The organism is Pseudomonas rhizozeae, from assembly GCF_031583775.1.
Lineage (GTDB): Bacteria > Pseudomonadota > Gammaproteobacteria > Pseudomonadales > Pseudomonadaceae > Aquipseudomonas.
This window is the reverse complement of sequence record NZ_JAVLSB010000018.1, coordinates 24,353-45,018: the sequence shown is the minus strand read 5'-3', so window position 1 is coordinate 45,018 and position 20,666 is coordinate 24,353. Positions and strand designations below refer to the sequence as shown.

The following is a 20,666-nucleotide window of genomic DNA, read 5'->3' as shown; positions in this document are numbered from 1 at the left end:
TCGGGCCGGCTTGTGTCCAACCCTGGCACTTAACGCAGGGACGGCCCATGGAAGCCCATCCACATGGCCAATTGCTCGGCCACGCTGGCACCGAGCTTCTTCGAGAAACGATCAAAAGTGGATTCCTGCACGGTGAAGTCCACCAGCTCTTTCTCGCCAATCACGTTCCGCGCCACCGAACTGGCATTGCCCAAGCCATCGATCAAACCCAACGGCAACGCTTGCTCACCCGACCAGACGAGACCGGAGAACAGCTCCGGATGCTCCTTGTCCTTCAGGCGATCGCCACGACCGGTCTTCACGCTCTTGATGAATTGCTGGTGCGTGGTATCGAGCACGCCCTGCCAGAACTGGGTTTCGTCAGCCTTTTGCGGCTGGAACGGATCGAGGAAGGCCTTGTGCTCGCCGGAGGTGTAAGTCCGACGCTCAACGCCGAGCTTCTCCATGGTACCGACGAAGCCGTAACCCGCCGCTGTCACGCCGATGGAACCCACCAGGCTGGCCTTGTCGGCGTAGATCTGGTCCGCCGCACTGGCGATGTAATACGCACCCGAGGCGCCTAGATCGGAAATCACCGCGTACAGCTTAGTGTCCGGGTGCAGACCGCGCAGGCGGCGGATCTCGTCGTACACATAACCCGACTGCACCGGACTGCCGCCCGGACTGTTGATCCGCAGGATCACACCTTTGACCTTAGTGTCATCGAAGGCTGCGCGCAGGCTGCCGACAATGTTGTCAGCGCTGGCCGACTCCTTGTCAGCAATCACGCCGTTGACGTCGATCAGCGCCGTGTAGTTGCCGCTGCGGGTCGCGCTTTTCTCCATGTCCAACAACGGCGTGAACAGCAACAGCGCGCCGAACAAGTACACAAAGGTCAGCAACTTGAAGAAAATCCCCCAGCGCCGCGAACGACGCTGCTCTTGTACGCCGGCCAGCAGGGTTTTCTCCAGCAACTTCCAGCTTTTATCGTCGCCCGGCTCGGCATTGGCCTTGGCAGGCGCTTTCCATTCGTCGGTCATGCCATCCACCCCAGCAAAAATTGATCAGGCGCGCTGGACCAGCCAGTCGCGCAACTCGGAAAAACGATCGATGGCCAGCTTCGGCTCGTAGGCCTTGAGCGACTCGATGGACTGGGCGCCGTAGCTCACGGCGACTGAATCCATCCCGGCATTGCGGGCCATCAACAAATCGAACGACGAATCTCCCACCATCAACGCCTGCTGCGGCTTAACTCCGCAATGCGCGACGATCTGCTCCAGCATCAGAGGATGTGGTTTGCTGGCGGTTTCATCAGCCGCGCGGGTGATATCGAAATAATCATCCCAACCATGGGCCTTGAGCACTCGATCCAGCCCTCGGCGCGCTTTGCCGGTCGCCACGGCCAAGTGATAACCCTCGGCACGAAAGGCGTCCATCGATTCGATCACACCTTCGAACAACGGCGAAGGCACCGCTTCGGCGGCGATGTAGTGATCGGCGTAATGCTCGCGATAGGTGATCAACTCGTGATCGGCAATCTCGGGATACAACGTCCGGATCGCTTCCGGCAGCCCCAGACCAATAATGCCCTTGACCGCCAGATCGTCGCGCAACGGGAAACCCGAACGCGTCGACGCCGCGTGCATTGCCTCGACAATCCGGCTAACGGAATCCGCCAGAGTGCCGTCCCAATCGAAAATCAGCAGTTTGTAATCAGAGGGGTGCACTCAAGCGCTCCACGGTCTTGACCCACATTTCATCGACGGGCGCCTGCAACTTCAGCTCGCCGCCATCCGGCAGCGGCACGGTCAGCATGTAGGCGTGCAGAAACAGGCGCTTGCCGCCCAGATCGCGGATTTCCTTGCTGAAATCGTCGTCGCCGTACTTGCTATCCCCGGCGATACAATGTCCGGCATGCAGGGTGTGCACGCGAATCTGGTGAGTACGACCGGTGATCGGCTTGGCCTCGACCAGGGTGGCAAAGTCGCCGAAACGACGCAGCACCTTGAACACCGTGACCGATTCCTTGCCCTCTTCCTCGTCGACCTCGACCATGCGCTCGCCCGAGCGCAGATTGCTCTTGCCCAGGGACGCACGGACTTGCTTGATCGAAGCTGCCCAGTTGCCGCGCACCAGCGCCATGTAACGCTTGTCGACGCCATCGCCGCGCAACGCGGTGTGCAAGTGGCGCAACATGCTGCGCTTCTTGGCGATCATCAACAGGCCGGAGGTGTCACGGTCAAGGCGATGAACCAGTTCCAATTCCTTGCAGTCGGGGCGTAACTGACGAAAGGCTTCGATCACGCCATAGGTCAGGCCGCTCCCGCCGTGGACCGCAATGCCGCACGGCTTGTTGATCACAATCAGGGCTTTGTCTTCGTAGACAATCGAAGCTTCCAGGCGCTGCAACAAACCCTGAGCCAACGGCACAGGTTCGTCCCGCTCAGGCACGCGCACCGGCGGCACGCGTACGATATCGCCTGCCTGCAGCTTATATTCGGGCTTGATCCGGCCTTTGTTCACACGCACTTCGCCTTTACGCAAAATGCGGTAAATCAAGGTCTTGGGCACGCCTTTGAGCCGAGCGAGAAGAAAGTTATCAATACGTTGGCCGGCATATTCCGGCGAGACCTCAAGCAGTTGGACGCCTGGGGTCGAAGGGGCAGTAGTCGTCATGGCGCGGATGATAACAATTTTTTATGGAATTGAAGCACTTAATCATTGCTGCTATAGTCGCGAACGCCGCCAAAAGCGGCTGGACAGCGGACCAACGGTCAAAAACCGGCCCTGACCAACGCAATTCACGAGGACGTGAGGCCGTCCTACGGGGCTTTCGCTACGTAACGGTAGAGTTTTCGGTTGTAACGAGCGCAGGTGACATGAGGCCTGAAGCACGCCAGAAAGCAGAGTGTTCACTCGCTTTCTGCGCAAATATTCAAGGCCAGTTCACAAAGTGCAGTCAGCCGCAAATGAACCCGAGCGAAGGTTTCGGAAACATTGCCTAAATTAGCCATGATGCGTGACCTCCCCTTTCGGAGCTCACGGTAAATGCCAACCCGCTGCGGATTCTGCGCGCGGCAGCACCCGAATTATCAGGGATACGTGTAGGGTGGAGATGCACAACCGTCGGACTGTGTAGCACTAGGCTTATATTTAGACGCTTCATCTCGTCCACAGTCGCCGGTTGATTCCTCCTCCTGACTGAGTGCTTAAGTAGCCACAGCAAGCAGGACGCGTACGTCGCGACGCCGGCCCAATTGGCCGGACTCGCTGGACACTGGAACGGCCAACCGTTCCTGACGCACCTGACACCGACCGTGAGAAGTCGTGTGTGCCGAACGCCGTTTCCGGCAGCCCGGAAACCGACGGTACTACATGAAAAGAATGCTGATTAACGCAACTCAACCCGAAGAGTTGCGTGTTGCACTGGTAGATGGCCAGCGCCTCTACGACCTGGACATCGAATCTGGTGCACGCGAGCAGAAGAAGGCCAACATCTATAAAGGCCGGATTACTCGCATCGAACCAAGCCTTGAGGCTGCCTTTGTCGATTTCGGCTCCGAGCGCCACGGCTTCCTGCCCCTCAAGGAAATCTCCCGCGAGTACTTCAAGAAGTCGCCTGAAGGCCGCGTCAACATCAAGGACGTCCTGAGCGAAGGCCAGGAAGTCATCGTTCAGGTGGAGAAAGAAGAACGTGGCAACAAGGGTGCAGCCCTGACCACCTTCATCAGCCTGGCCGGTCGTTACCTGGTGCTGATGCCGAACAACCCGCGTGCCGGCGGCATTTCCCGTCGCATCGAAGGTGAAGAGCGCAACGAACTGCGTGAAGCCCTGAACGGCCTGGTTGCCCCGGCTGACATGGGCCTGATCGTGCGCACTGCCGGCCTGGGTCGCAGCAGCGAAGAAATGCAGTGGGACCTCGACTACCTGCTGCAACTCTGGACCGCCATCAAAGAAGCTTCGCTGGATCGCTCCGCGCCGTTCCTGATCTATCAGGAAAGCAACGTGATCATCCGCGCTATCCGTGATTACCTGCGCCAGGACATCGGCGAAGTGCTGATCGACAGCGTTGAAGCCCAGGACGAAGCCCTGACCTTCATCCGCCAGGTGATGCCGCAGTACGCCAGCAAGATCAAGTTGTACGAAGACAGCGTCCCGCTGTTCAACCGTTTCCAGATCGAAAGCCAGATCGAGACCGCTTTCCAGCGCGTCGTCGAACTGCCGTCCGGCGGCTCCATCGTCATCGATCCAACCGAAGCCCTGGTGTCCATCGACATCAACTCGGCGCGCGCCACCAAAGGCAGCGACATCGAAGAAACCGCCCTGCAGACCAACCTTGAAGCCGCCGAAGAAATCGCCCGTCAGTTGCGCTTGCGCGACATCGGCGGCCTGATCGTCATCGACTTCATTGACATGACCCCGGCCAAGAACCAGCGCGCCGTGGAAGAAAAAGTCCGCGAATGCCTCGAAGCCGACCGTGCCCGCGTACAAGTCGGTCGCATCTCGCGCTTCGGCCTGCTGGAAATGTCCCGTCAGCGCCTGCGTCCATCCCTGGGCGAAAGCAGCGGCATCGTCTGCCCGCGTTGCAACGGCACCGGCATTATCCGTGACGTTGAATCGCTGTCCCTGGCGATCCTGCGCCTGATCGAAGAAGAAGCCCTGAAGGACCGTACTGCCGAAGTCCGCGCCCAGGTGCCGATCCCGGTCGCCGCGTTCCTGCTCAACGAAAAACGCAACTCGATCACCAAGATCGAACTGCGCACCCGTGCACGCATCGTCATCCTGCCGAACGATCACCTCGAAACCCCGCATTTCGAAGTTCAGCGCCTGCGTGACGACAGCCCGGAAGCCCACATCAATCAGTCCAGCTACGAAATCGCTGCGGCCGCTGCCGAAGTGGAAGAAGTTCAGCCAGCCGCCGCGACCCGCACCCTGGTTCGTCAGGAAGCCGCGGTCAAGACTGCACCGGCCCGCGCCAACGCTCCCGTGCCGACCGAAGTGATTGCCGCACCGGTCGCCGCCCCGGCCGTCGCGCCAGAGCCGAGCCTGTTCAAGGGTCTGGTGAAATCCCTGGTCAGCTTGTTCGCTACCAAGGAAGAGCCCGTCGCGCCGGTCGTGGTGCAAAAACCAGCCGCCGAGCGCCCTGCACGCAACGAAGAGCGTCGCAACGGTCGCCAGCAGAGCCGCAACCGTAACGGTCGCCGTGATGAAGAGCGCAAGCCTCGCGAAGAACGTGCACCACGTGAAGAACGCGCACCACGTGAACCGCGTGAAGAGCGTCAACCTCGCGAAGCCCGTGAAGAAACGCCGACCGTAGCCCGCGAAGAACGCGCACCGCGCGCTCCGCGTGAAGAACGTGCACCGCGTGCCCCGCGTGAAGATCGCAAGCCTCGTGGCGACCGTGAAGAACGTCCGGTGCGTGAACTGCGTGAACCATTGGATGCCGCCCCGGCCGCTGCTGCTACCGCTGAAGAACGTCCGGCCCGCGCGCCACGTGAAGAGCGCGCACCGCGTGCCCCGCGTGAAGAGCGTCAACCGCGTGCCGAGCAAGCTCCAGCGCCGGCTGCTGAAGAAGAATTGCTGACCGGCGAAGAGCAACTGCAGGAAGAGGGTCAGGACAACGCCGAAGGCGATCGTCCACGCCGCCGCTCCCGTGGCCAGCGTCGCCGCAGCAACCGTCGTGAGCGTCAACGTGATGCCAACGGCAATGTGATCGAGGGTTCGGAAGAATCCGAGAACGCCGAAGGCAACGAAGGCGCTGAAGGTGTTGAACGCACTGAAGCACCAAGTGCCGCCGACCTGGCTGCAGGCCTCGCCGTCACCGCAGCTGTCGCCAGCAGCGTGATCAGCGCACCGGCTGAAGCCCAGGCGCACGAGCAGGCCGAACTGGCCACTGCTGCCGTCCAGGACACCACGTCTGTGGAAGCACCGGTCGTTGAAGCCACGACTCCGATTGAAGCGCCAGCCGCGCCGGCAGTGGAACTCGCGCCTGTGGTTGAAGCCCAGCCGGAACCGGAAGTGGTTGCGCAAGAGCCAGTGGTTGCCGAGCCAGCGTTCGAAACCGTGACTGAAACCGTGCGTGAAGTTCGTGAAGAACAGACCGCCTTCAACTGGGTTGCCGAGCCAGCAGCGGCCGAGCCTGTGGTCGAAGCGCCAGCACCGGTGTTTGAAGCCCCGGCGGTGGAAGCTCCGGTCGAACCGCCAGTGGTTGCCGCAGAGCCAGCAGCAGCCCCAGTGGTTGAAGCGCCAGTCGTTGAAGCCCCAGTGGTTGCCGAAGTGGCAGCGCCGGAGCCGATCGTTGCAGCGCCAGCCCCCGTGGTTGAAGCCGCACCGGTCAGCGCCCTGACTGAAAACGGCCGCGCGCCGAACGACCCGCGTGAAGTGCGTCGCCGCAAGCGTGAAGCCGAGCGCCTGCAGAAGGAAGCCGAACTGGCCGCCGCTGCCGCGCCCGCGCCTGCAGTCGAAGAAGTGGTCGCGGCAGCCCCTGCCCCGGTCGCTGATGTCGTTGCCGAATCGGTCGACTCAGTGATCGAAGAAGCGCCACGCTCGGTTCAGGACGCGGTCCAGCAACACGAGCAAGCCGAGGAAAAAGAACACGAGACTAAACCTCTCGCCTGATTCCAACGCCCATTGAAAAGCCCCGCTTGGTGAAAACCAGGCGGGGCTTTTTAATGCCTTGGATTTGGTATCAAACCGATGTGCTGTTCGCAAACCCTCCGGTCGATATGAAACCTGTGAGCGTGGCTTGCCCGCGATGACGGACGATCAGGCGAAGACCAGCCGCTCAGGCGTATCCACATCCCACAACACCCCCGGATCATCCACCGCCACCTCAACCACAGTGCCCGTGGCAAACAGGCCCTTGGCCCCGCGATCACCGGACAAGGCCATCAACGCCGGTCCAAACGCACGACCGAAGCCGACGGGGTGCCCATATTCGCCACCCTGTACCGGCACACTGATCACTTCATCAGCCATGCCGGTCACCACCTGCTCGATGGTCGACGGCAAGATAAACGGCATGTCGCCCAAGACTATCAACCAGCCACTGAGCTGTGCACCGGCTGCCACCCCGGCGGCGATGCTGTCACCCATGCCGGTGGACTCAATCAACACAATGTCGCAGCCATAGGCCTGGGCCATACGCGCCACTTGCGGGCGATCGTCGGTAGTCACCAGCACCCGACTCGACAGCGACGCCGGCAGATTCACCAGCACCTGCTCGATCACCGAATGCACCGCGCCGTCACGCCCAGTGCAGTCCGCCAGCAACTTGTCCTTGTCGACACCGGCAACCTGACGGTAACGACTGCCCTGCCCCGCCGCCAGCACGATCACGCCAATGGCCTCGCTCATACGCCCTCCAGCACCGGTTTCTTCTGCTTCAGTTCGACGCCGTTCTTGATCGCGACGATCTCCGCCATCAACGACAAGGCGATTTCCGCCGGGGTGTGGCTGCCGATATGCAGGCCGATCGGGCCGTGCAAACGCTCGATGGCTTCGGCGGACAAGCCCAGCTCAGCGAGGTTTTCCCGGCGTTTCTGGCTGTTGACCCGAGAACCCAGCGCGCCGACGTAGAACGCCTTGGAATCCAGCGCTGTGAGCAATGCCATGTCGTCCAGGCGCGGATCGTGAGTCAGGGCAACGATGGCGGTGCGCTCGTCAGTCTGGATAGCCAGCACCGCATCGTCCGGCATACCGGAGACAAACCGCCCGTGCTGTTCTTCCCAACCGTAGACGAACTCGCTGCGCGGATCGCAAATCAGCACTTCGAAATCCAGCAGCCGCGCCATCTCCGCGACATACCGCGACAACTGCCCGGCACCGATCAGCAATAATCGCCAGCGCGGACCATAGATCGCCCGCAGGGTCTGGCCAGCGAAACTAAGCGCATCGGTTTTGTTCGCCGGTTCCAGGGCCACGGCGCCGGTCGCGATGTCCAGGGTGCGAGCGACGATTTCATGGGCTTCGCAACGGTCGAGCAATTGCGCGACCCAGGTCGGGTCGCCGATCCGTTCTTCAGTCAGGCGCAAGGTGCCGCCGCAAGGCAGGCCGAAGCGCGCCGCCTCTTCGCGGGTTACGCCGTAGGTGATCAGCTGCACCGGCGGGCCGTCCGGTGGAATCCGCCCGTCGTGCAGACGGGCGATCAGGTCGTCCTCGACGCAACCGCCCGACACCGAGCCGATCACCACGCCATCATCGCGCAAGGCCAGCATCGCGCCAGGCGCCCGGGGCGCGGTGCCCCAGGTCTGGACCACGCTGAACAACACCACACTGCGTCCGGCGCGGCGCCACTCCAGCACGCTGCGTAAGACGTTCAGGTCGACGCTATCCATCAGGCTTGCGCCTTTTGCCAGCCTTGCAGCTGGAACCGCACCGGCAGACTGCGGATGCGTTGCCCTGTAGCGGCGAAAATTGCATTGCACAGCGCCGGCGCAATCGGCGGCACGCCCGGTTCACCAACGCCACCCAGTGGCACTTCACCCGGTGGCGTCACCAGGTGCACCGATACTTCCTTCGGCGCCAACGACATGCGCGCCACTTCGTACATGTGGAAGTTGTCCTGCTGGACCTTGCCGTCCTTGAAGCTGATTTCACCCAGCACGGCGTTGCCCAGACCCATCACGCAAGCGCCTTCGAATTGCGAGCGAATACGCTCCGGGTTGATTTGCGGGCCACAGTCCACGGCGATGTCAGCCTTGTGCACGATCAGCGTGCCGTCGTCCTTGACCTCGACTTCGATCACCGCCGCCACATAGGTCACGAAGCTGTAATGCACCGCCAGCCCCAGACCCCGCCCTTTCGGCAGCTTGCGGCCCCAGCCGGCCGCCTTGGCCGCGGTTTCCAGCACGGTGCGCATGCGCCCGGTATCGATCGGGTAACGCTCAGGGGATTCGCCGTAGTTCCACTCTTCACTCAGGGTCCGCGGATCGATCTTACGGTCGGGCCCAAGCAATTTGATCTGGTACTGCAGGGGATCCTGCTTGGCCTTGTAGGCCAATTCGTCAACAAAGGTCTGAATCGCGAAGCCGTGGGGAATGTTCGACACCGAGCGATACCAACCGACCCGGGTGTGCACCGTAGCTTCCGGGTTTTCCAGGCGGACGTTGGGGATCGCGTAGGCCATGTTAGTGAAGCCCATGCCCAGTTCGAACGCGGCTTCGTGGTTCATGCCCGGCGCGAACAACGCGGTGATGCTCGGCGCCACCGTGCGGTGCAGCCACGCGGATGGCAAGCCATCCTTATTCAGGCTGGCCTTGAGGTATTCGGCCGACACCGTGTGGAAGTACGAACAATGGATATCGTCTTCGCGGGTCCACTGCACGCGCACGGCTTTGCCAGGGAATTCCTTGGCAAGAATGGCAGCTTCGATGACGAAGTCCGGCTTGGACTTTCGGCCGAAACCACCGCCGAGCAGGGTTACGTTGAAGGTCACGTTGTCGAACGGCACCCCCAGGCGCTCACCGATACGGGTGCGGGTGACTTGCGGTGCCTGGCTCGGCGCCCAGGCTTCGCATCGGCCGTTCTCGAAACGCGCCACGGCGACCATCGGTTCCATCGGCGACTGCGACAGGTGAGGCAGGTAATACGAGCCTTCCACGATGTTGTCCGCGCCGCTCATGGCTTTGTCGACATCACCGGTGTTGCGCACCACTTTGCCTGGCTTCAGCGATGCGGCTTCCAGCTCCTTGCGGTAGGCGATCGAATCGTAACTGGCGTTCGGGCCGTCATCCCATTCGATTTTCAGCGCCTCGCGGCCCTTGATCGCCGCCCAGGTGTTGCTGGCCACCACCGCCACGCCCCCCAATGGCTGGAACTCGGACGGCAACGCATGGCCTTCGATTTCGAGGACTTTGATCACGCCCGGGACTTTCAGCGCAGCGCTGGAATCCACCGACTTGACCTTGCCGCCATACACCGCCGGCCTGGCAATGGTGGCGTACAGCATGCCGTCGAAATGCACATCGGCGCCGTAGATCGCCCGGCCATTGACGATATCGGCACCGTCAATGGCCTTGGTGCCTTCCTTGCCGATGTAGCGCCACTCCGACGGCTGCTTGAGCTTGACGCTGTCCCGCGCCGGCACGGCCAGAGCGCTGGCCGCGGTGGCCAGGGCGCCGTAGCCCAGTTCACGGCCGGACGGTGTGTGGATGACTTTGTGCAGCTTGGCCTGACATTCAGCCAGCGGCACTTTCCACTGATCAGCAGCGGCTTGTTCGAGCATGGTCCGCGCGGCCGCGCCACAGCGACGCATTGGCTCGAACCAGTGACGCATACTGCGCGAACCGTCGGTGTCCTGGTTGCCGAAACGCACTTCGTCGCCCGGCGCCTGCTGCACTTTGACCTGCGCCCAATCGGCGTCCAGCTCATCGGCCACCACCATGGTCAGGCTGGTGCGCACGCCTTGGCCCATTTCCGAGCGGTTGCAGATCACAGTCACCGTGCCATCGGCGGCGATGCTGACATAGACCTTCGGATCGTCGATCCAGCCATGGGGCATGCCATCGGCGCCGAACTTCTTGGCGTCCTCCGCGAACGCATCCTGCCAACCCCACGTAGCCGCCAGCACCAGCGCACTGGTGGCGCCGACGCCCTTGAGAAAACCGCGGCGGCTGAGACGGCTCAGGTTGCTCAGGGCAAAATCATTCGGTAACTGGCTCATGCCTTGGCCTCCTTCAAATGCGTGGACGCCTGGCGGATCGCGGTCTTGATGCGGTTGTAGGTGCCGCATCGGCAAATGTTGCCGACCATTGCCTCTTCGATCTGTTCGTCGCTGGGGTTGGGGTTGGCCTTGAGCAAAGCCGTGGCAGACATGATTTGCCCGCCCTGGCAGTAACCGCACTGGGCGACGGCGATGTCGAGCCAGGCTTTCTGCACCACTTCGCCCACCGGGTCGGCGTGCAGGTTATCGATGGTGGTGACGTCCTGGCCGACCACGGAGCCGATCGGGGTGATGCAACTGCGCGCCGGAGCGCCTGCGATGTGGATCGTGCACGCGCCGCACAGGCCCATGCCGCAACCGAATTTGGTGCCGTTGTAACCGGCGACGTCGCGAATAGCCCAGAGCAGCGGCATATCCTCAGGCACGTCGAGCTGATGGTCTTGGCCATTGAGTTTCAGGGTAATCATGGGCACGCCCGCATAGTTATTGGTGTATGGGGTCGAGCAATCTGCCGCAGGGACAGCGGTTGGGACACGCAGATCGACTCAGGCTAATAGGCTCTCTTATACCGACGCAGGCGTCTGTATCGGGCCTTTGGTGGAGCAAAACGTTTGCATCGTTAGGTGGCTAAGTTAACCCAGCATTAACAAAAAAGCCCTGAACAATTGACGCTGTTCAGGGCTTTGCAGACTAAGTGAAAGTCTAGCCTCAATATCGGTTGGGCTCCATTTCCAACTCGACATGAAAGCGTTCAGCGATGTCTCTCTGAATCCGTTGCGCCAGATCCAGCAATTCGCCGCCAGTCGCCCCGCCATAGTTGACCAGGACCAATGCCTGGAGCTTGTGCACTCCAGCGTCGCCCTCGCGGAAGCCTTTCCAGCCCGCCCGCTCGATCAACCAGCCGGCGGCCAGTTTCATCTGCCCGTCGGCCTGTGGATAAGCCACCACGTCCGGGTATTGCCGCTTGAGTTGCGCCACCTGCGCGGCGGGCACCAGCGGGTTCTTGAAGAAACTGCCGGCATTGCCGAGCACCGCCGGATCGGGGAGCTTTTCGCTGCGGATGCTGCAGATCGCCTGGCTGACATCGCTTGCGGTCGGTTGCTCGATGCCTTGCTCGCTCAGGCGCTGGCGCACCGGGCCGTATTCCAGGTGCAATCGCTCGACACGGCTCAGGGCAAACCGCACCCGCAGGATCAGCCAACGCCCCGGCTGTTGCTTGAACAGGCTGTCGCGGTAACCAAAGCTGCACTCGGCGAGGTTGAAATCGCGCAGCTCGCCGCTGTGGCGATCGAGCGCGGTCAGGCCGGCAAACACATCCTTGATCTCGACCCCGTAGGCGCCAATATTTTGCATCGGCGCGGCACCGACGGTGCCGGGGATCAGACTGAGGTTTTCCAGGCCAGACAGGCCCTGAGCCAAGGTTTGCAGCACGAACGGATGCCAAGGCTCCCCGGCTTGCGCCTCGATCACCACCCGCTCGCCGTCATCGGTCACGATCTGGATACCGCGAGTGGCCATGCGCAATACCAGCGCATCGATGTCGGCGGTCAGCAGCAGGTTACTGCCGCCACCGATCACCAGCAGTGGCAGCGCATGACTGCCGGCATAGGCCAGGGCCTCGCGCACATCCTGATCGCTATGGGCCTCGGCGAACAGGCGCGCCTTGACGTCCACGCCAAAGCTGTTGAACGGCTTGAGCGACACCAGGGGTTGGAACTGCAAGCTCATAGCCGTCCTTTCAATTCAATCACTAGCAAATCACTGGCGCGCTCGATCAGGTCCAGCACGTGCTCGAAGCCATGCTCACCGTCGTAGTACGGGTCCGGCACTTCATCGACTTCACCGGCGTAGCGGCGCAGGAACAGATCCAGCTCGGCCTTGCCCGTGGCCGGTTGCAAGGCCTTGAGATTGCGCAGGTTGCTGTTGTCCATCGCGAGGATCAGGTCATAAGCGGCGAAATCCGCTCGGCTGACTTGTTGCGCCCGTTGCGCCGACAGGTCATAGCCACGCCGTTTAGCGGCAGACTGGCTGCGCTTGTCCGGCGGATTGCCGACGTGCCAGTCACCGGTGCCCGCTGACGCGACTTCAACCTGCTCGCTCAACCCGGCTTCGCGTAATTTGTGCCGCAGCACACCTTCGGCCGTGGGCGACCGGCAGATGTTGCCCAGGCAGACAAACAAAACCCGCATCAGGCCTCCAGCAGGCGACGAACGCGCTCAAGGTCTTCAACGGTGTCGACGCCGGTCGGCGGGGCGATCAGCGCGTCGGCCACGTGAATCCGCACGCCGTGCCACAGCGCCCGCAGTTGTTCGAGAGATTCGGTGTTCTCCAGCCAGCACGGGCCCCAATTGACGAAATCCTGAAGGAACCCGGCACGGTAGGCATAGATGCCGATGTGGCGGCGATACGGCACGCCATCGGGCAATTGCGTCTGGCTCTTGGCGAAGGCATCGCGCGCCCAGGGCAGCGTCGCGCGGCTGAAGGTCAGCGCCAGGCCATTCATGTCGCTGACCACCTTGACCACGTTCGGATTGAACAGGGTGGCCGTGTCCTCGATCGGCTCGGCCAGGGTGGCCATGCCGGCTTCGGTGTGCTTGGCCAGGTTGGCAGCCACCTGATCGATCACGCTTGGCGGGATCAACGGCTCGTCGCCCTGCACGTTGACCACGATGGCGTCCGGCGCCAGGCCCAGTTTCATGGCCACTTCGGCCAGGCGATCGGTGCCGGAGTTGTGGTCTTCGCGGGTCAACACCACCTCGGCGCCAAAGCCCTTGCAGGCCTCGACGATGCGCGGATCGTCAGTCGCCACCACCACCCGTTCGGCGCTGCTTTTGCGCGCCTGTTCCCACACGTGCTGGATCATTGGCTTGCCAGCAATCAACAACAACGGTTTGCCGGGCAAACGGGTGGAAGCGAAACGTGACGGGATGACGACGGTAAAGGCTGTGGTCATTTATCCAGACGCTCATCAGTGGTCAGGGTGCGGGCTTCGCTTTCGAGCATCACCGGAATGCCATCGCGGATCGGATACGCCAGGCCGGCGCCTTTGCTGATCAGCTCGGTCTTGTCGGCACTGAGCTTGAGCGGCCCTTTGCAGATCGGGCAAGCGAGGATATCGAGCAGTTTGGTGTCCATGAGCATTCCCTGAAAAAACGGATTAAGGCAAAAGCCGAGCGGGCAACAGGCGCATCAGCTGTGTGTCGAACCAGGCGACGAAGGCCGCCGACGGCACGGCGTCGACCGCCAGGTACCACCAGTCGTCGGCGGCGAAGGCGCGGCACTTCACCGCGTCCTTTTCAGTCATCACCACCGGCAATGACGGGCTGAAACTCAACGCCTCGAGGCTGTACTCGGCATGGTCCGCAAAGGCATGCGGGACCGGCCGCCAGTGTAGCGTCTCGAGGGTAGTGAAGAAACGTTGCGGATTGCCGATCCCGGCCACCGCGTGCAGCGCCTGCCCCGGCGGAAAATGATCGACCGGCCGCCGTTCGCCGCTGCACAGGTTGACCAGTTCGAGCGGTTGCAACTGAAAGGCGAAGCCGTCTTCGCGATCCGCCGTGGCGCCGTTGTACAGCAGCGCATCGACGCTTTGCAGGCGCTCGACCGGTTCGCGCAAGGGCCCGGCGGGCAGGCAGCGTTTATTGCCCAGACCGCGCGCAGCGTCGATCAAGACCAGCTCCAGGTCGCGAGCCATACGGTAATGCTGCAGGCCGTCATCGGAGAGAATCAGGTCCAGCGGTTCGGCGGCGAGCAAGGCTTTAATCGCACGACTGCGGTCGGGATCGATCATCAGCGGCACGCCCGTGCGCTGGACGATCAGCAACGGCTCGTCACCGGCGACGTCCGCGCTGTGCTCGGCCTCTACTTGCCAGGGCAACTGCGGCGGCTTGGCACCGTAACCACGGCTGACCACGCCGACCCGCAGGCCGCAACGCTGACAATGCTGGATCATCCACAGGATCAGCGGGGTCTTGCCGGTGCCCCCGACCGTAATGTTGCCAACCACGATCAACGGCACCGGCGGCTGGAAGATCTCGCCCTCACCCGCCAGAAAGCGCTGGCGTTTGCCGGTCACTACCCGTCGATACAGCCATTCCAGCGGCTGCAACAGCTTCAGCGCCGGATGACCGGCGTACCACGCGGCGAGCAAACGATCGGACATGGCCATCAGGAGGCTGGCGCCGCCTCGACGGTGGTCATGCGCAAGTGGCTGAAACCGAGTTTGCCGGCCGCATCCATCGCGGTGATCACCGATTGATGCTGGGTCTTGCCATCGGCACTGATGGACAGCGGCAGACTGGTGTCACCGTTGGACTCTTTGCGCAGGGCTTCCATCAGGGTGGCGAGGTCGTTCTTCGGCAGCAATTGGTTATTCACCGAGAACACGCCGTCGGCGCTAATGGTGATGTCCAATTGCTTGGCCTGCTGGTCATCGGCCGAAGCGCCGGTGACCGATTGCGGCAGGTCGACGCGTAACTGGGTTTCACGGGTGAAGGTCGTGGTCACGACAAAAAACAGCAGCAGGATAAACACCACGTCGATCAGCGACGCGAGGTTGATGTCCACATTCTCCCGTTGCTTGCGGCGGAATTTCACGCTTTGCCCTCGGCCAGGTCCACATCGCGGTCGCCCTGCACCACCTCGACCAGTTTGATTGCCTCCTGCTCCATGCCAACCACCAGTTCATCAACGCGCCGTTGCAGGAAGCGGTGGAAGAACACCGACGGAATCCCGACCATCAGGCCCGCGGCCGTGGTGATCAGGGCCTTGGAGATACCACCCGCCAGCACCGCGGCGTTGGTGGTCATGCCTGACCCCATGAAGGAGCTGAAAATATCAATCATCCCCAACACCGTACCGAGCAAACCGAGCAGCGGCGCCATGGCAGCGATGGTGCCCAAGGCATTGATGTAGCGCTCGAGTTCATGAATCACCCGCGCGGCGGCCTCTTCGATGCACTCCTTCATGATCTCGCGACCGTGCTTGGAGTTGGCCAGGCCGGCGGCGAGGATCTCACCCAGAGGCGAATCGGCGCGCAGTTCCTTGAGCTTTTCTTTATTAAGCTGTTTGTCCTTGATCCACACCCAGACCTGCCCGAGCAAATGCTCCGGGGTCACTCGGCTGGCCCGAAGGGTCCAGAGGCGTTCGGCAACGATACCCAGTGCCGCGATGGAACTCAGAATGATCGGCAACATCATCCAGCCGCCGGATTTGACCAATTCCCACACAGTGACAGCCCCCTCGAAAAAGTGCGCCACTTTAACATAGAGACTCCGCGCAGGGTCCCGGCTTGGCCGACCCGGTGTTGCCACATGTCGCGTGTATGCGCACCGTCACGTTATTCGCCGACCGACGGCGGGTCGCGCCAGAAACGCCGGACCTGAGACTCGCTGTGCGACGCCCGATAAGCGCCTAATTGCAAACGAATCGCGCCGCGTTCGGCACTGTCGAGCACCTTCAGGCCCAAACGTCGGTAGCGGGCCAGCACCCGTGGATGCGGATGACCGAAGGAATTACCGCGGCCGCGGGAAATCAGCACCGAATGCGGCGCGAGCGCTGTCAACAGCGCCATCGAAGACGACGTGCGGCTGCCATGGTGCGGTGATTGCAGCCATTGGGTCGGCACCGCGAGAGGGCCGGCAAGCAAGGCGCGCTCGGCCGCAACATCAATGTCGCCAGTCAGCAGTATGCGCTCGCCATTGGCCTCGATCTGCAGCACGCAGGACTTTTGATTGCTGTCGACCGCGGACGTCCATTGCCACACTTCAAAGCGCACGCCGTCCCAAGTCCATTGCCGGCCGCTTTCGCAGGGTTCGGCGTGCAATTCGGCGGGCAAGGCCTCGGCATCGCCGCTCAGCACCTGCCCGACTGCCACGCCCGCAGCCACAGCCCGAGCGCCACCGGCATGGTCGGCGTCGGCGTGGCTGAGCAGCATCAAGTCCAGCGAGTCCACGCCCAGTTTGCGCAATACCGGCAACACCACCCTTTCCCCCAGGTCGAGGTCGCCGAAGCGTGGCCCGGCGTCATACAACAAGCGGTGATGACGGGTGCGTACCAGAATCGCCAGGCCCTGGCCGACGTCCAACTGCAGCACCTCGGCCTCGCCCTCGGGGATACCTGCCTGTGGCGGCAACACCAGCAAACCGAGCATCGGCCAACCCAGCAACCGCAACGGCACACCTTTGGGCATCAGCAGCAATAACGCCCCGATCGCACTGATCGCCCAGGCCCACCATGGAACCGCCGGCGCCACCCAGGCCGGCAGGTGACCGGCCGCCAATGCCAAGCCCTCGAACAACAGCGCCATCCACCCGCCCGCCCACCACAGCAGTCCTTCGCCAACATAGGGAACCGGCAATAGCAGCGTGCCGAGCAGGGCCGGCGACAACACCAGCAGACTGACCCACGGCACCGCGAGCAGATTGACCAGCGGCCCGCTCAGGCTGACTGGCAAACCCAGCGCCAGCAACAGTGGGCACAGACCCACGGCGATCAGCCATTGTGCGCGGGTCCAGGTCTGCCACCAGCGCCACGGCCCAAGGCGCCCGCCGAAGGTAAAAATCAGCACTGCCACCGCGGCGAACGACAGCCATAACCCCGGTTTGAGACTGGCCAGCGGTTCGGCCATCAGCACCAGATTGAGCGCCGCCAGCCACGGCCACCAGGCGCCGAGATGACGGAAACGCAGGCGCCACAGCAACACCAGGCCAATCATCACGCAGGCGCGCCGCACCGGCACGTCGAATCCGGCCATCAAGCCGTAACCCAGGGCCGCCGCAAAACCCAGACCACAGGCCCAGGGCAACCATGGCCAGCGTGGCGGCCAAACGCCAAAACGCGCAAGCCCGGCCACCAGGCCATAAACCAGCGCCGCCAGCAGACCGATGTGCTGGCCGGAAATCACCAGCAAATGCACGGTGCCGGTGTCTTGCAGCACTTGCCAATCGTCACGGCTCAAGCCGGCGCCGTCCCCCAGCACCAACGCCACCAAGGCACCAGCGCGTCCGTTGGCGTCCACCGCGAGCAAACGCTGGCGCACGCCTTCACGCCAGGCACCGCTGGCGGCACTGAGACGTTCGCCGTCCTTGACTGTGCCGGTGGCGCCGATGTGCTGCGCCAGCAGCCAGGCGTCATAGTCGAAGACATGCGGGTTGAGCAGGCCAACCGGACGTTTCAACTTGATCGCCAGTCGCCAGCGTTCACCACTCTGCACGGGCGGCCCGTGGTACCAGGCCACGCGGATCAGCTTCGGCATCCGTGTCCGCCGCGCCTGGGCATCGGCCAGTTCGAACCGCACCACGTCCCCGGCGTTTTGTGGCAGCCCCACCACCCGGCCTTCGACCCATCGGGTTTCGCCGTCCAGCACCGGCGGCAGCCGGTCATCCAGCGCCCACTGACCGTTCAGGCACGCCCAACTCAGCCCGAGCAGGAACAATCCCAGCGGGTAGCTGCGAAACGGCAACATCATCAACGCCACAATTGGCATCACCAGCAACAACCAGACCGGCGGTAGTGCCGGTAAAAAACGCAGGGCCAAGAGCCCTAGCGCCAGCGCCATCATCCCTGTGCGCATACGCCCTTCCTTGAGAGTCCCTCCTTAGGCATAGACGGTCAGACGCACGACGCTGGTTATCAATTGTCACAAAGTCTGAATAGGCGGTTCATGGAATCCAGACATACTTGCCGCCTTAATCGACCGAGAAGCCCTATGCCCCGGCGCTTATTCAAACGTTACATGCCAGACCCGACCAGCATCAGGGAACATAAATCCTTACGCTTTCTCGGTACCCTGCTGCATGACCCGAACCTCTGGCACCTCAACCGGCATTCCGTAGCGCGGGCGATGGCGGTGGGCCTGTTTGCGGCGTTCTTGCCGATTCCGCTGCAAATGCTAGTCGCAGCGGTGCTAGCGATCATGGTGCGCGGCAATATGCCGATTGCGGTCAGCCTGGTCTGGTTGACCAACCCAATTACCATGCCAGCGGTGTTCTTCTGCACTTACCAGACCGGTGCATGGCTGATGGACGTCCCGCCACGCCACCTGCCGGACGACTTGACCTGGCAGTGGATCAGCGGCGAACTTTCGACCATGTGGCAACCCTTCCTGTTGGGTTCGGTGGTCGTCGGGCTGGTACTCGGCGCCCTCGCTTATTGCGTGGTAATGATGTATTGGCGCTGGTGGGTGGCGCGGCAATGGGCACGGCGCAGGCAGCGTCGGTCGCAGAAATGAAAACGGCCTCCATATGGGAGGCCGTTTTTTTGCATCGTTTTTTGTATCGGTGCGGTTAGATCAGGTACGCATGCCCCGCCCACTCACCAGCAATCGCGCGCAACCGAGGTACAACACCACGGTGGCCACCAGCATGAAAGTAATCGCGATACTGATCCTGATGTCCGAGACGCCAAGGATGCCGTAGCGGAAGGCGTTGACCATGTGCAGCACAGGGTTGGCCAGCGACACCGTCTGCCAGAACGGCGGCAGCAAGTTGATCGAGTAGAACACCCCGCCGAGGTAGGTCAATGGCGTCAGCACAAAGGTCGGGATAATCGAAATATCGTCGAAGTTGCGCGCAAACACCGCGTTGATGAAGCCCAGGAGCGAGAAGATCGTCGCTGTCAATACCACCACCAGGATGGTCACCCCAAGGTGATGCACCTGCAGGTGCGTAAAGAACAGCGAGAGCAAGGTCACAATCACGCCAACCATCAAGCCGCGTAGCACGCCGCCCAAGGTGTAGCCGATCAGAATGGTGTGCGGCGACACTGGCGACACCATCAGTTCTTCGATCGAGCGCTGGAACTTGCTGCCGAAGAAGCTCGAGACCACGTTGCCGTAGGAGTTGGTGATCACCGACATCATGATCAGCCCCGGCACGATGTACTCCATGTAGGTGAAGCCACCCATGTCGCCAATCTGCCGGCCGATCAGGTTACCGAAGATCACGAAGTACAGGACCATGGTGATCGCCGGCGGCAGCAGGGTCTGGGGCCAGATGCGGGTGAACCGTTTGACCTCGCGGTAAACGATGGTGTTGAGGGCGACCAGGTTGGGTTGCAGTTCGGAACTCATAACGCCACCTTCGCCAGGTTTTTCTCCACCAGGGACACGAACAGCTCCTCAAGGCGATTGGTTTTGTTGCGCAGGCTCAGCACGTCGATGTTCTGCAGCGCCAACTGGCTGAACAGCGCGGTCATGCCGGCGGACTTGTCGACCTGCACTTCCAGCGTGCGGCTGTCCAGCAAACGGTTGGGATAGCCGAGCAATTGCGGCGCGACACTCATGTCGTTCTTCAGGTCCAGCAGGAACGTCTCGACGTGCAACTGGCCGAGCAATTGTTTCATGCTGGTGTTCTCGACAATCACACCGTGGTCGATGATCCCGATGTTGCGGCACAGCTGCTCAGCCTCCTCCAGGTAATGAGTGGTGAGGATGATGGTGATGCCTTTCTGGTTCAGCTCGGTAAGGAAGCTCCACATCGAGCGCCGCAGTTCGATATCGACCCCGGCGGTCGGTTCGTCGAGGATTAGCAGGCGCGGTTCGTGAACCAGCGCACGGGCGATCATCAGTCGCCGTTTCATGCCGCCAGACAACGAGCGGGACGGCACATCGCGCTTGTCCCACAGGCCCAGTTGGGTCAGGTACTGCTCGGCGCGTTCCTTGGCGACTTTCGCCGGAATGCCGTAGTAACCGGCCTGGGTCACGACAATGTCGAAGGTTTTTTCGAACTGGTTGAAATTGAATTCCTGGGGTACCACACCGATGCTGCGCTTGAGTTGCGCCGGGTTGCGGTCCAGGTCATGGCCAAAGATATTCACCGTGCCGCTGGATTTGTTCACCAGGGTCGAGAGAATGCCAATGGTCGTGGATTTGCCGGCGCCGTTAGGGCCGAGCAAGGCAAAAAAGTCACCTTCGGCGACATCCAGATCGATACCACTCAGGGCCTGGAAACCGTTGCCGTAGGTTTTGGTTAGCTGCCGGATGGACAGAGCGGAACTCATATCGGATTTACACACCAAGACGGGG

Annotated in this window: 19 protein-coding genes; 2 read left to right on the top strand and 17 right to left on the bottom strand. The window is 62.0% G+C overall.

Translation table 11 applies throughout. The annotated features are described in order from the left end of the window. Positions 1 to 29: 29 nt before the first annotated feature. From RG836_RS03260 to rluC, 3 genes are read right to left on the bottom strand one after another with little or no spacing between them, the layout of a single operon-like run. Positions 30 to 1,019, bottom strand: coding sequence for a S49 family peptidase (locus tag RG836_RS03260; RefSeq protein ID WP_310843169.1), 990 nt, complete (start codon positions 1,017 to 1,019; stop codon positions 30 to 32). Between the two features lie 24 nt (positions 1,020 to 1,043). Further along, entirely contained in the window at positions 1,044 to 1,706 is a 663-nt protein-coding gene (locus tag RG836_RS03255) for an HAD-IA family hydrolase (RefSeq protein WP_310843168.1), read from the bottom strand. After that, on the bottom strand, positions 1,693 to 2,655 hold the full coding sequence (rluC, locus tag RG836_RS03250) for a 23S rRNA pseudouridine(955/2504/2580) synthase RluC (RefSeq protein WP_310843167.1): 963 nt from the start codon (positions 2,653 to 2,655) through the stop codon (positions 1,693 to 1,695). Before rluC ends, RG836_RS03255 begins: the two co-directional genes overlap by 14 nt. Positions 2,656 to 3,354: 699 nt before the next feature. On the opposite strand from rluC, the gene rne reads away from it, so the two are divergent. Continuing rightward, positions 3,355 to 6,597, top strand: coding sequence for a ribonuclease E (gene rne, locus RG836_RS03245; protein ID WP_310843166.1), 3,243 nt, complete (start codon positions 3,355 to 3,357; stop codon positions 6,595 to 6,597). Between the two features lie 147 nt (positions 6,598 to 6,744). On the opposite strand, the gene RG836_RS03240 is transcribed toward rne, so the two are convergent. The 12 genes from RG836_RS03240 to RG836_RS03185 all read right to left on the bottom strand — a co-directional run bounded on the left by RG836_RS03240 (position 6,745) and on the right by RG836_RS03185 (position 18,215). After that, complete coding sequence (locus RG836_RS03240; RefSeq protein ID WP_310843164.1) at positions 6,745 to 7,335, bottom strand: nucleotidyltransferase family protein; 591 nt, start codon at positions 7,333 to 7,335, stop codon at positions 6,745 to 6,747. After that, complete coding sequence (locus RG836_RS03235; RefSeq protein ID WP_310843161.1) at positions 7,332 to 8,315, bottom strand: XdhC family protein; 984 nt, start codon at positions 8,313 to 8,315, stop codon at positions 7,332 to 7,334. Before RG836_RS03235 ends, RG836_RS03240 begins: the two co-directional genes overlap by 4 nt. After that, a complete protein-coding gene (locus RG836_RS03230) occupies positions 8,315 to 10,642 on the bottom strand; it encodes a xanthine dehydrogenase family protein molybdopterin-binding subunit (RefSeq protein WP_310843160.1) in 2,328 nt (775 codons plus the stop codon). The genes RG836_RS03235 and RG836_RS03230 overlap by 1 nt, the downstream gene beginning before the upstream one ends. Beyond that, positions 10,639 to 11,109: a (2Fe-2S)-binding protein gene (locus RG836_RS03225; RefSeq protein ID WP_310843158.1), complete on the bottom strand. Its 471-nt coding sequence runs from the start codon at positions 11,107 to 11,109 to the stop codon at positions 10,639 to 10,641. The genes RG836_RS03230 and RG836_RS03225 overlap by 4 nt, the downstream gene beginning before the upstream one ends. A gap of 241 nt (positions 11,110 to 11,350) precedes the next feature. After that, positions 11,351 to 12,370 (bottom strand): UDP-N-acetylmuramate dehydrogenase, encoded by a 1,020-nt coding sequence (gene murB / locus RG836_RS03220; protein WP_310843157.1) that lies wholly within the window; start codon positions 12,368 to 12,370, stop codon positions 11,351 to 11,353. Further along, positions 12,367 to 12,831, bottom strand: a complete 465-nt coding sequence (locus RG836_RS03215) for a low molecular weight protein-tyrosine-phosphatase (protein WP_310843155.1) — start codon at positions 12,829 to 12,831, stop codon at positions 12,367 to 12,369. Before RG836_RS03215 ends, murB begins: the two co-directional genes overlap by 4 nt. Further along, positions 12,831 to 13,595, bottom strand: coding sequence for a 3-deoxy-manno-octulosonate cytidylyltransferase (gene kdsB / locus RG836_RS03210; protein ID WP_310843153.1), 765 nt, complete (start codon positions 13,593 to 13,595; stop codon positions 12,831 to 12,833). The genes RG836_RS03215 and kdsB overlap by 1 nt, the downstream gene beginning before the upstream one ends. Beyond that, positions 13,592 to 13,777, bottom strand: a complete 186-nt coding sequence (locus RG836_RS03205) for a Trm112 family protein (RefSeq protein ID WP_003174668.1) — start codon at positions 13,775 to 13,777, stop codon at positions 13,592 to 13,594. Before RG836_RS03205 ends, kdsB begins: the two co-directional genes overlap by 4 nt. A gap of 22 nt (positions 13,778 to 13,799) precedes the next feature. Then, positions 13,800 to 14,810, bottom strand: a complete 1,011-nt coding sequence (lpxK, locus tag RG836_RS03200; protein ID WP_310843139.1) for a tetraacyldisaccharide 4'-kinase — start codon at positions 14,808 to 14,810, stop codon at positions 13,800 to 13,802. Then, entirely contained in the window at positions 14,810 to 15,238 is a 429-nt protein-coding gene (locus RG836_RS03195; RefSeq protein ID WP_310843138.1) for an ExbD/TolR family protein, read from the bottom strand. The genes lpxK and RG836_RS03195 overlap by 1 nt, the downstream gene beginning before the upstream one ends. Beyond that, positions 15,235 to 15,870, bottom strand: coding sequence for a MotA/TolQ/ExbB proton channel family protein (locus RG836_RS03190; RefSeq protein ID WP_310843137.1), 636 nt, complete (start codon positions 15,868 to 15,870; stop codon positions 15,235 to 15,237). Before RG836_RS03190 ends, RG836_RS03195 begins: the two co-directional genes overlap by 4 nt. 110 nt (positions 15,871 to 15,980) lie before the next feature. After that, the gene (locus RG836_RS03185) at positions 15,981 to 18,215 is read right to left on the bottom strand and encodes a DNA internalization-related competence protein ComEC/Rec2 (protein WP_310843136.1); all 2,235 of its coding nucleotides are present in this window, start codon (positions 18,213 to 18,215) and stop codon (positions 15,981 to 15,983) included. A 135-nt stretch (positions 18,216 to 18,350) separates the two neighbouring features. On the opposite strand from RG836_RS03185, the gene RG836_RS03180 reads away from it, so the two are divergent. Beyond that, complete coding sequence (locus RG836_RS03180; protein WP_310843134.1) at positions 18,351 to 18,872, top strand: DUF2062 domain-containing protein; 522 nt, start codon at positions 18,351 to 18,353, stop codon at positions 18,870 to 18,872. A gap of 60 nt (positions 18,873 to 18,932) precedes the next feature. Here the strand turns inward: RG836_RS03180 and RG836_RS03175 are convergent, their stop codons facing one another. Continuing rightward, a complete protein-coding gene (locus RG836_RS03175; protein WP_310843133.1) occupies positions 18,933 to 19,712 on the bottom strand; it encodes an ABC transporter permease in 780 nt (259 codons plus the stop codon). Continuing rightward, positions 19,709 to 20,641 (bottom strand): ABC transporter ATP-binding protein, encoded by a 933-nt coding sequence (locus tag RG836_RS03170; RefSeq protein ID WP_310843132.1) that lies wholly within the window; start codon positions 20,639 to 20,641, stop codon positions 19,709 to 19,711. The genes RG836_RS03175 and RG836_RS03170 overlap by 4 nt, the downstream gene beginning before the upstream one ends. Between the last annotated feature and the right edge of the window lie 25 nt (positions 20,642 to 20,666).

What these genes read in the sequence shown, in the direction of transcription:
- rne (WP_310843166.1), top strand. Translation starts at nt 3,355, where the DNA reads ATGAAAAGAATGCTGATTAACGCAACTCAACCCGAAGAGTTGCGTGTT.
- RG836_RS03205 (WP_003174668.1), bottom strand. Translation starts at nt 13,777, where the DNA reads ATGGACACCAAACTGCTCGATATCCTCGCTTGCCCGATCTGCAAAGGG.
- RG836_RS03235 (WP_310843161.1), bottom strand. Translation starts at nt 8,315, where the DNA reads ATGGATAGCGTCGACCTGAACGTCTTACGCAGCGTGCTGGAGTGGCGC.
- RG836_RS03215 (WP_310843155.1), bottom strand. Translation starts at nt 12,831, where the DNA reads ATGCGGGTTTTGTTTGTCTGCCTGGGCAACATCTGCCGGTCGCCCACG.
- lpxK (WP_310843139.1), bottom strand. Translation starts at nt 14,810, where the DNA reads ATGGCCATGTCCGATCGTTTGCTCGCCGCGTGGTACGCCGGTCATCCG.
- RG836_RS03175 (WP_310843133.1), bottom strand. Translation starts at nt 19,712, where the DNA reads ATGAGTTCCGAACTGCAACCCAACCTGGTCGCCCTCAACACCATCGTT.
- rluC (WP_310843167.1), bottom strand. Translation starts at nt 2,655, where the DNA reads ATGACGACTACTGCCCCTTCGACCCCAGGCGTCCAACTGCTTGAGGTC.
- RG836_RS03185 (WP_310843136.1), bottom strand. Translation starts at nt 18,215, where the DNA reads ATGCGCACAGGGATGATGGCGCTGGCGCTAGGGCTCTTGGCCCTGCGT.
- RG836_RS03180 (WP_310843134.1), top strand. Translation starts at nt 18,351, where the DNA reads ATGCCCCGGCGCTTATTCAAACGTTACATGCCAGACCCGACCAGCATC.
- RG836_RS03170 (WP_310843132.1), bottom strand. Translation starts at nt 20,641, where the DNA reads ATGAGTTCCGCTCTGTCCATCCGGCAGCTAACCAAAACCTACGGCAAC.
- RG836_RS03230 (WP_310843160.1), bottom strand. Translation starts at nt 10,642, where the DNA reads ATGAGCCAGTTACCGAATGATTTTGCCCTGAGCAACCTGAGCCGTCTC.
- kdsB (WP_310843153.1), bottom strand. Translation starts at nt 13,595, where the DNA reads ATGACCACAGCCTTTACCGTCGTCATCCCGTCACGTTTCGCTTCCACC.
- RG836_RS03225 (WP_310843158.1), bottom strand. Translation starts at nt 11,109, where the DNA reads ATGATTACCCTGAAACTCAATGGCCAAGACCATCAGCTCGACGTGCCT.
- RG836_RS03240 (WP_310843164.1), bottom strand. Translation starts at nt 7,335, where the DNA reads ATGAGCGAGGCCATTGGCGTGATCGTGCTGGCGGCGGGGCAGGGCAGT.
- RG836_RS03260 (WP_310843169.1), bottom strand. Translation starts at nt 1,019, where the DNA reads ATGACCGACGAATGGAAAGCGCCTGCCAAGGCCAATGCCGAGCCGGGC.
- murB (WP_310843157.1), bottom strand. Translation starts at nt 12,370, where the DNA reads ATGAGCTTGCAGTTCCAACCCCTGGTGTCGCTCAAGCCGTTCAACAGC.